Here is a 344-nt window from a genome sequence, read left to right as displayed (position 1 = left end):
GCCCTCCCAGTCCCCCAGGCGCTCGCGGCTTTCGACCTCGGCTGGGCGTTCACTGATTGACACGCGATTACGCAGCTGCCCGCGCCGATCGTGGCTTCCATAGCGTTTCCGGTAGCGCTTTCGGCGATGTCGCAGATAGGTATAAAGCTCACCACCGGCGCGCTGTTCGGCGGCAATGAACCGATAAATCCACTCATGGCTGACCGCCCGGCTTGGCTGCTCCTGCTTCAACCGCTGGGCGATCTGCTCCGGACTCATGCCATGCTTGAGCCACGCCGGGAGATGATGGCTGAGCCATGTCGCCGGCTTGCAAAACTTGCGCGCACCCGCTCGACGAGCATCAC

Annotated in this window: 1 protein-coding gene; it reads right to left on the bottom strand. The window is 63.1% G+C overall.

The features are described from left to right. Positions 1-344: IS30 family transposase (locus HX790_RS29475; RefSeq protein ID WP_176992620.1), on the bottom strand; the 344-nt coding region annotated here is incomplete at both ends.

Origin of the sequence: Pseudomonas sp. IPO3747 (genome assembly GCF_013385245.1) — a bacterium.
GTDB classification, from domain to species: Bacteria; Pseudomonadota; Gammaproteobacteria; order Pseudomonadales; family Pseudomonadaceae; genus Aquipseudomonas; species Aquipseudomonas edaphica.
Note: the sequence above shows the minus strand (reverse complement) of the source record. Positions and strands in the feature narration are given on the sequence as shown.